The organism is Chamaesiphon sp. OTE_75_metabat_556 (genome assembly GCF_031378165.1).
GTDB lineage: Bacteria > Cyanobacteriota > Cyanobacteriia > Cyanobacteriales > Chamaesiphonaceae > Chamaesiphon.
In genome coordinates, this window is the sequence record NZ_JANNDR010000042.1 from 1 (window position 1) to 8044 (window position 8044).

The 8044-nt window shown below is 46.5% G+C and carries 9 protein-coding genes; 4 read left to right on the plus strand and 5 right to left on the minus strand.

Annotated elements, in window-relative coordinates; all coding sequences use genetic code 11:
- Positions 1–14: 14 nt before the first annotated feature.
- Positions 15–3410 carry a hypothetical protein gene (locus RMO27_RS02095; protein WP_309728612.1) on the minus strand — a complete coding sequence of 1132 codons (3396 nt, stop codon included), beginning with the start codon at positions 3408–3410 and terminating at the stop codon, positions 15–17.
- Between the two features lie 125 nt (positions 3411–3535).
- On the opposite strand from RMO27_RS02095, the gene RMO27_RS02100 reads away from it, so the two are divergent.
- Positions 3536–3745, plus strand: a complete 210-nt coding sequence (locus tag RMO27_RS02100) for a hypothetical protein (protein WP_309728613.1) — start codon at positions 3536–3538, stop codon at positions 3743–3745.
- Between the two features lie 130 nt (positions 3746–3875).
- Entirely contained in the window at positions 3876–4019 is a 144-nt protein-coding gene (locus tag RMO27_RS02105) for a hypothetical protein (RefSeq protein WP_309728614.1), read from the plus strand.
- Positions 4020–4118: 99 nt separating this feature from the next.
- Here RMO27_RS02105 and brnA read toward each other — a convergent pair whose 3' ends face one another.
- Genes brnA through RMO27_RS02120 form a run of 3 tightly spaced genes read right to left on the minus strand, consistent with a single transcriptional unit; the run spans position 4119 to position 6287 of the window.
- Positions 4119–4346: a type II toxin-antitoxin system BrnA family antitoxin gene (gene brnA, locus RMO27_RS02110; protein ID WP_309728615.1), complete on the minus strand. Its 228-nt coding sequence runs from the start codon at positions 4344–4346 to the stop codon at positions 4119–4121.
- Positions 4336–4599 carry a BrnT family toxin gene (locus RMO27_RS02115; RefSeq protein WP_309728616.1) on the minus strand — a complete coding sequence of 88 codons (264 nt, stop codon included), beginning with the start codon at positions 4597–4599 and terminating at the stop codon, positions 4336–4338. The genes brnA and RMO27_RS02115 overlap by 11 nt, the downstream gene beginning before the upstream one ends.
- The gene (locus tag RMO27_RS02120) at positions 4596–6287 is read right to left on the minus strand and encodes a transglutaminase domain-containing protein (RefSeq protein WP_309728617.1); all 1692 of its coding nucleotides are present in this window, start codon (positions 6285–6287) and stop codon (positions 4596–4598) included. Before RMO27_RS02120 ends, RMO27_RS02115 begins: the two co-directional genes overlap by 4 nt.
- A gap of 258 nt (positions 6288–6545) precedes the next feature.
- Between RMO27_RS02120 and RMO27_RS02125 the strand changes: the two genes are divergently transcribed.
- Positions 6546–6773: a DUF2283 domain-containing protein gene (locus RMO27_RS02125; protein ID WP_309728618.1), complete on the plus strand. Its 228-nt coding sequence runs from the start codon at positions 6546–6548 to the stop codon at positions 6771–6773.
- A 17-nt stretch (positions 6774–6790) separates the two neighbouring features.
- On the opposite strand, the gene RMO27_RS02130 is transcribed toward RMO27_RS02125, so the two are convergent.
- The gene (locus RMO27_RS02130) at positions 6791–7012 is read right to left on the minus strand and encodes a DUF4327 family protein (RefSeq protein ID WP_309728619.1); all 222 of its coding nucleotides are present in this window, start codon (positions 7010–7012) and stop codon (positions 6791–6793) included.
- A gap of 401 nt (positions 7013–7413) precedes the next feature.
- Between RMO27_RS02130 and RMO27_RS02135 the strand changes: the two genes are divergently transcribed.
- Positions 7414–8044 (plus strand): dimethylarginine dimethylaminohydrolase family protein (locus tag RMO27_RS02135; RefSeq protein WP_396133597.1); only part of this gene is annotated, 631 nt, incomplete at its 3' end.

Consider the following 8044-nt stretch of genomic DNA (forward strand, 5'->3'; position numbering starts at 1 on the left):
CTGTCTTGAGACCTTCAACGGTCATCAAGATAGCTACTTGTGTCGATTTCCCACTGTTTGATGGTGTTGTCACGACTACCAGAAAATAGCCACTCGCCACTTACTGCGATCGAACTTACCGAATCTTGATGACCGCTAAAAGTCTGAAGGCATTGTCTTTGAGAGAGATCCCACTGCTTGACCGTATTATCACCACTCCCGGAGAACAGCCACTCCCCACTCACGGCAATCGAACCTACCCAATCTTGATGACCACTAAAGGTGTATAGACAGCGACCCGTTGCCAGATCCCACTGTTTGACCATATTATCGCCACTCCCAGAGAACAGCCACTTCCCACTCACGGCGATCGAATTCACCCAATTTTGATGACTGAAGAAAGTATTAAAGCACTCTCCCGTCGCGAGATTACACTGCTTGACCGTATTATCATTACCCCCAGAGAACAGCCACTCCCCGCTCACGGCGATCGATCGTACCGAGCCTTGATGATCGCTAAAGGTGTGTAAGCATCGACCTGTCGAAATTTCCCACCGTTTGACCGTATTATCATTACTCCCAGAAACTAGCCACTTCCGACTTACTGCGATCGAAGTTACCCCAGATTTATGACCGCCAAAGGTTTGCAAGCATTGACCAGTGAAGAGATCCCACTGCTTGACGGTGTCGTCCCAACTACCAGAAAATAACCACTCGCCACTGAGTGCGATCGATGTTACCGAATTTTGATGACCGCAGAAGGTTTGGAGACAGCGACCCGTAGCAATTTCCCACTGTTTGACGGTGTTGTCAGAACTGCCAGAAAATAGCCACTTCCCACTCATGGCGATTGATGTTACCGAATTTTGATGACCGCTGAAGGTTTGGAGACAGCGACCTGTGGCGATTTCCCACTGTTTGACGGTGTTGTCAATACTGCCAGAGAACAGCCACTCGCCACTGATGGCGATCGAATTTACCCAAGATTGATGACCGCGACAAGTAAATAATTCTCGATCCTCGATCGACCAAATCCTTACAGTGCCGTCATCATGCCCCGTAACAAAGAGTTCCCCATCGTCACTAGTAGCAATGGCAATACAAGTACCAAAGGTTTTAGTCGTCGCGGCATTTGCCAGGTTTGCCCCTGCCAAATTCACCGCCCGCAATCCCGCCCCCACCAGATCGATATCTGGCAATACCGTCTCACTCAGATCCTGATACTCCAACCCATAGGGATTTAACTTCACCAATGCACTCCCCGCATTACTCCCCAACCACTTCGCTTGCTCCGAGGTTTTAGATTGCGTCCACTTCATCAACTCCAACAACGGATTCATGTTGTGATAACTCACCTCCAGATCCAACATCGGCAAGAGTAAATTCATTACTGCCGGAATCAAAGGACTCAGCCCAAAAGTGGCTACTAACTTACCAATTTCCACCCGCCCAAATCTGGCAATCTCATTCCTTTTGCCCTGAGTTTCCCGACAATGCCGCCAATAATCCGCCCATTGATAACGTCGCTCACCAATCGATAAATCCCGCTCCGACGGCTCCCGTACTAATTCCAAAAAATCGTCATGCAATAACCCCAACTCCGCCGCAAACTTCAACGCCACAAAAAACTCCAGCAGCGACTTATGCGCCGGACGATAATTGCCATCATGGTCGCGAATCAAGATCGTTTGGCACATCATGTCATAGTGCCAATGATCGAGGGCATTATCCTTAATTACATCGCCAAACACCTCCCGCAACCGCTCTGGAAACTGACTGTAATGCAGCGTCAACTGATCTTGTGATAGCATCGCCCACGACACCTCACACAAAAAGAACAGCTTATCAGCCATCGATGTAAACGTCCGTTTCGTTTCGATATCCTGCACCAGCTTATGTTTGAGCGCGTATAAATATACCCGCGCCAGATCGATCTTCTTGTTCTGACTAATTCCCACACTAATTTCTGGTAATGCCGCCAACACAAGATCCGCCATCATCGGACGTTTGACGAGATCGTAGAGATCGGGATTGGAGAGGATTAGATCGATCGCATCCGTCGTTGCGCCGCGATTGGTTAATACCTGCGGAATTTGATCGATCGATAACGGATGCAAATTCAAAATTTCAAACTTCGGAGCCGTCGCCACCCGTGCCTGTGTCGAAGCTTTCTCTTCACCATCAAAGATCTGTTTATTCCGATCTGTCGTCGGGAAATGCTCGGTGCGACAAGTCAAAATCACCTTAGAATTCTCACCGATTACCGCCGCCAATGCCCAGAAATTATCGATCGCATCTTGACTGTTAATCTTATTCGCCATCTCATCAAAACCATCGAACAGGATTAATAATTTACCCATTCGATTCAACCGATCGAATACATCCGCATTCAGCCGGATATTATGATTGACAAAAAAGAACCCCGCAATCACCGTATCCACATTCAACGCCTTGGCATAATCCCGCAGCGTAATCAATAGCGGCAAACGCGGACGCTTCACCCGTTTAGTTTTTGCCTGTAAATAAGCCTGAATTCCCACCCAAGCATAGTGCATCGCAAACCAAGTTTTTCCCGTCCCAAATTCTCCCAATACCGATATATGATTCTTCTGCACTGACTCCAACCACTCATCCATATACTCATCGATCCGTTCCGCCCCCACCGCTCCCACGCTCGGTGTTTTGTATTTCCCCTGTGAATCTTTTTCCGGTTTGCTACAATCCAACTGAATATACTCTTTGTCAATGCCTAACCGCTCGATCTCCCTTGCCAACCATTCAATATAAGGCGAAAAATTCACATCTCGATCGATCAATTCATCGAAAGTCAAACAGACAATTCGATCGTTCCCCTTTTCCTGCTCCGCCTCTAAATAAGCCATAACCGATCGACTCACCCGATAATCGGTAACTAAACACCCCTCATCCAAGTTCCGTTCCTTAACTATCGCCTCCACCCGCGCAAGATCCTGCATCCCCGCCTCACCCGTAATCCCGTGAATCAGGACTCGATCGAATCTACTCCGCACGGGTATCCGAATAATCCACTCAAAATATGCCGCCGTCTCCACCAGATAATCTGATTCGATCTCATACCGCAATGCCTTAAACCATGCTCGTAACTCTCGATCGAGTTCCGCCAATGAATTTGGTGTTGGTATTACCTCGATCTTTTGCTCCTGCCGCTTTTTTGTTAAAGATCCTGTCTTTTCTACTACATTCTTCCAGTTGTTAATGCCTACTGCATTGCAAATAGCGACAATAGTTTCTTGCTTAATCGGTTGTTGTTGAGCATAAAAGCGGTTTAACGTAGCTTTAGAAATGCCAGCAGCATCTAGAAATCTCTTGTCCGTCCGATTCCATCCCTTGTCTTTTCTCGCATCATTGACTAGCTGAAGTCCTTTATCCGACGCAATCAGAGAATTAGCCATACAGAACGAAAAATCGGAATCTTTTATGTCTCAATTATGTCTCAGTTTTGCTCGAAACCAAATTGAGACAACTAAATTCTTTAGATTTTGCCAAGCTATATTTATGACAATCGAGGAAAATCCTAATGGAAGAACAACCCCAAGAACTATCATCGATCGATAGTTTCTTTGACATGACTGATGAAGCGATTTCGGCTCTAGCAAAAGAAGCGACTAGAACAGCAGTAAAAAACTTACACGATCAAGGCATTTCCACCTATGGGATGAACGATGGCATCATGTGCGAAACAAAACCCAATGGAGAAAAAGTGAAAACCCCTGATGTGTCAACCTAAATCCGAACTGTCTCAGTAATATCTCAGCACGATCGATCGACACCATATTTGAGGCAGAAACCTAGCTTCCACAAGGTTTTCAGCGTGGTAGAACTGAATTAAGCACCACTTGAAACCAACAGAGGATGTTATGAAACTAACTAACAGAAATACAGATCCGATCGAGCCAACTCCCGAACCACAGCTAGTTCAATGGACTAAATTGCTATGGGCGATCGCGGCAATTCTCACGGCTGCCAGCCAGGTGATTAATGCACTTCCATTTCACCACTAAAATTCCCAAACAGGCGGTTAGGATGTATCAGAAACCCGACTTCTCCGAAGAAGTCGGGTTTCTTGCCTCACAACGGATGCTCTAATCGTATTGTTTTTCTTAATGGCTGTGGATTGATAAGTGTTCGGTAATGGAATTTTGAATAATTGATTGAGGTGTTACCCCTAAACGGGTAGCCTCTCGATCAATCGATTCAACAATCCAAATCGGCAAGTCAATTTTGACTGTTGTTTGAGCGGAGCGAGAACGCTTGGCTTGGGACAGATCGAGATACTGCGTGATATCTTCGCCGTCGTCAAATTTCTGGTCAAATTCGTTAGCTTTCATAAAGGGCAATCTCTTCTGTGCGGGATCTGCGAATGGAGATGATTCTAATATTTGGATCTCGGTAGGTGATAACTCCCGACCAATGTTTATCATCTATTTTAGCAATAACTAGAAATCTCGACTCGTCTTGGTCTCTAGCCGGAATTTCGAGCAGGTTAGGATCGTTCCAGAGTTGTTGAGCTTCAACGAAGTCAATTCCATGTTTTTTGAGGTTAGATTGGCTTTTATTTTCATCATATTCAAAATTATTCATGGCAGATTGGTGGGAATTAGCTCATCTAAAATCCGAAAACGAATGTGGTTGATGGCTAAATCTCCTCTCGATAGATCCTCTGGTTTATCGATCGCTTTCATTTTTTCAAACGAGATTCCCTTGCCGATTTCGGTGTGATACCAGGCTAAACCCATGAAAAATCGCTGCGGATAAGGGCCGCGTTCGATCGTGTCGTCCATATTTGATTCCATCGGCAGCCAGCCAATTCCAGGCACATAAAACTCCAACCAGACGTGGTTAAAATCGGGCTGAAGGGGTTGATAGACTCGATCGGGATAGGGAGGACATTTATATCTGCCGATCGTCCGACAGGCAATGCCATTCAGGCGGGCGAGAGCCAGTAAAACGCCGACATATTCGCCACAGGAGCCAACGCCCCGCTCTAGGGCGATATCGGGGGTATCGATGCGGGGCTGGATGCCGTAGGAAAGCTTGTCGTAGACATAGTTGCGGATTTTGAGCATCTTCCGCAGGACGTTGGTTTCGGTACCAGCGGCTTCCTTGGCGGCTTGAATCATCGTCTCGGTATGCATCGCCAGATCGTCATCGTCTACCAAATAGAGCTGGGCTAGCTCTGCGGGTAGGGTTTGGCGATCGTCGATATCGCCAGGAGCGAGCGAATATTTGAGTCCATACATTTCAATAACTGCCTTCCACCCGAATAGTCCGCCCCGAGTCGGATCGAGTTTGTCAAATTTGAAGACAGCGACTTTTTGGTCGCCTTGGGATTCGATCGTGTATTCACGGCCGATCGGTTCGACATGGCGCACCCGTTGGCGGAGGGTATCGGAAGGCAGGGCAATTCGCCACTCAACTTGGTTGAGGATGACATCTTCGAGGGAGAGGAGTTCTTCGACGTAGGAAAGTTCGATTAGAAAGCCATTAGACAGGGTGTAATGAGCGATCGGATCGTGGTGGATATATAACGGATGGATGAATGTGCGATCGCGGAATGTCAATTGGTAGGGGGATTTGGCATTGGGGTCATCCCGAATGTATGCTTCTTCATCAGCATACGCGACATAACAAACTGGCTCAGAACCTTCAGCCGATCGGTAAAAAGCGATTCCAGTTGGCGAGCTAAAGGGGGTGAGTGCGCTGAGTTGAATTTTGCCAGTGGTGCGATCAAGACAATAGACGGTTTGCTCGTCTCGATCGCATACCCAGAGGGCATCATCATGGATGGTCAAGGTTTCACAACCGATGCCCGGTTGGGGAATGCGTCCAGTGGCTGCGCCAGTGGCGCGATCGAAAATATGAATATAACCAGACTTCTGACAACTGACGTAGACAAACGCACCATCAACAGCGACGCCATTGACTGGATAAGGTAATCGCGCAAAGGTTGTCGGCACCAGTGCTTGATGATGCTCATGCGGCGTGGCTCCACCAACGCACCACATTACTGATTGGTCTTTAGCAAACCAAAATGTCTCCTGCCAGACAGTCAATCCACTTACCCCAATCCAATCGGCAACATGATGCGGATTGAGAATAGTCGTATTATTGGTCTGCGGATCGATACTTACCAAATAACCGCGAATCGTATCCACCGACAGGAGCCGCTCGCTCGCTACCGCCAGTCCTGAGAGGGCATAAACACCGATCGGTCGAATGGTAGAATGCGATGATGGACGAGGAGAAGACACGCCTTCAGGTTTAGGCATAGATCGATAGCTCAAAATATTTATATTTAAGTATATCTCTCTAGCTAGTCTCAGATTGGTATCGATCTGCTTACTGATGAAGCAGATCGCCATTTGTTACCCCTGATACATTAGGGCTGTCTTGCCTATGAGTAGGATGATGGTACTAGATTTTGCTCCCAATCTTCATATTACGGAGGCAGACGTTCGGAACGTTTGTCTCAATTACAGTCTAAAACACCAGATCGAGCTTTATTATCGCTAAGGATACAGCAACTAATGAAGGTTATTTATGACCCAGATAAGGATATTTTACAAATTACTTTTTTGGAAATTACCGTTGAGGAAACAGCAGAAATCGCACCTGGTTTAGTCATCGATTATGATATTGACGGCAATACAATCGGCTTGGAAATCGCCAAGGCATCTACGAAGGTCGATAATCCTTATGCGATGTGCTACCTCGTTGGTGCAGCCAATATCGATAAACCCAGACCGAAAGAATAGGACGAGGCGATCGAAAATCAATCATTCGTCCAGGATTCTTCCCCAATCAGGTCGATAATCCGACCGCGCAATAGATAGTCGTACTCATTGACAATGTGTTCGATTTCTCGCCATTGACGATCGCTAAAAAACCGCTTGAGTTCATAGATCCGTTGCTGACGATCTACAGACCCACGCTCGACTAGGGCGCGCACCTCATCTTGAAAGTCACTGATGCAATATCGTGCTAATGTCAACATGATTCGTTCCTCCGCTGAAGATTTAGTGGGATATGAAACACAGATAATTAATGCAGATAGCTTGGTATGATTAGCTACATTACTATCTAGTGATGTCGGTCGATCGGCTTACTCTGATTAAAAAATCGAATTTAAAGATATATCCTTGGATACATACTTATTTTAAACTATATTTTGAGATGCTGGACAGACAATTGCTACAATTGACGAGCACAAATAGATCTAGACTATTTGTGCTATTTTTGATGCAGCTAACAGGCAAATGTATGATAGGGATACCATCGTTCGCCTCAGTTAAGTTCCATATTATTCCAGCTATTAGCGATTCAGCTAATACATAAATGTATCAAAAAGATACAATCCCTTAAGTAAGTTAAGTCCCGTTCGATATTGAATTAAATATGAATAATGCTGTACGAATTTTGATGTGCGCGCCCCATCATTACGAAGTCGATTATGTGATTAATCCCTGGATGGAAGGCAATATTCATCGCTCGTCGCGGGAACAAGCCGAGGCTCAGTGGGAGCAGCTCTACCAAGTCTTGAAAAACTATGCGACGATCGATCTGGTGGAGCCACAACCAGGCTGGCCGGATATGGTATTTACCGCCAATGCTGGGCTGATCTTGGGCAATACCGTCGTCCTCAGTCGCTTTTTCCATCCCGAACGTCAGGGTGAGGAGCCTCATTTTCAACAGTGGTTTGAAAGCCGGGGTTATAAGGTTCATCTATTACCTGAAAGTTTGCCGTTTGAAGGGGCGGGAGATGCGCTACTCGATCGCGGCGGACAGTGGTTGTGGGCGGGTTATGGCTTTAGATCGGAACTCGATTCCCATGCTTATTTGGCGCAGTGGTTGGATGTCGAGGTGCTATCGCTGCGGTTAGTCGATCGGCGGTTTTATCATCTGGACACCTGTTTTTGTCCGCTGACTGATGGCTATCTGTTGTACTATCCGCCCGCGTTTGATACTTATTCCAATCGACTGATCGAGTTACGCGTTCCTGCTGAAAAACGAATTGCGATCGCCGAAG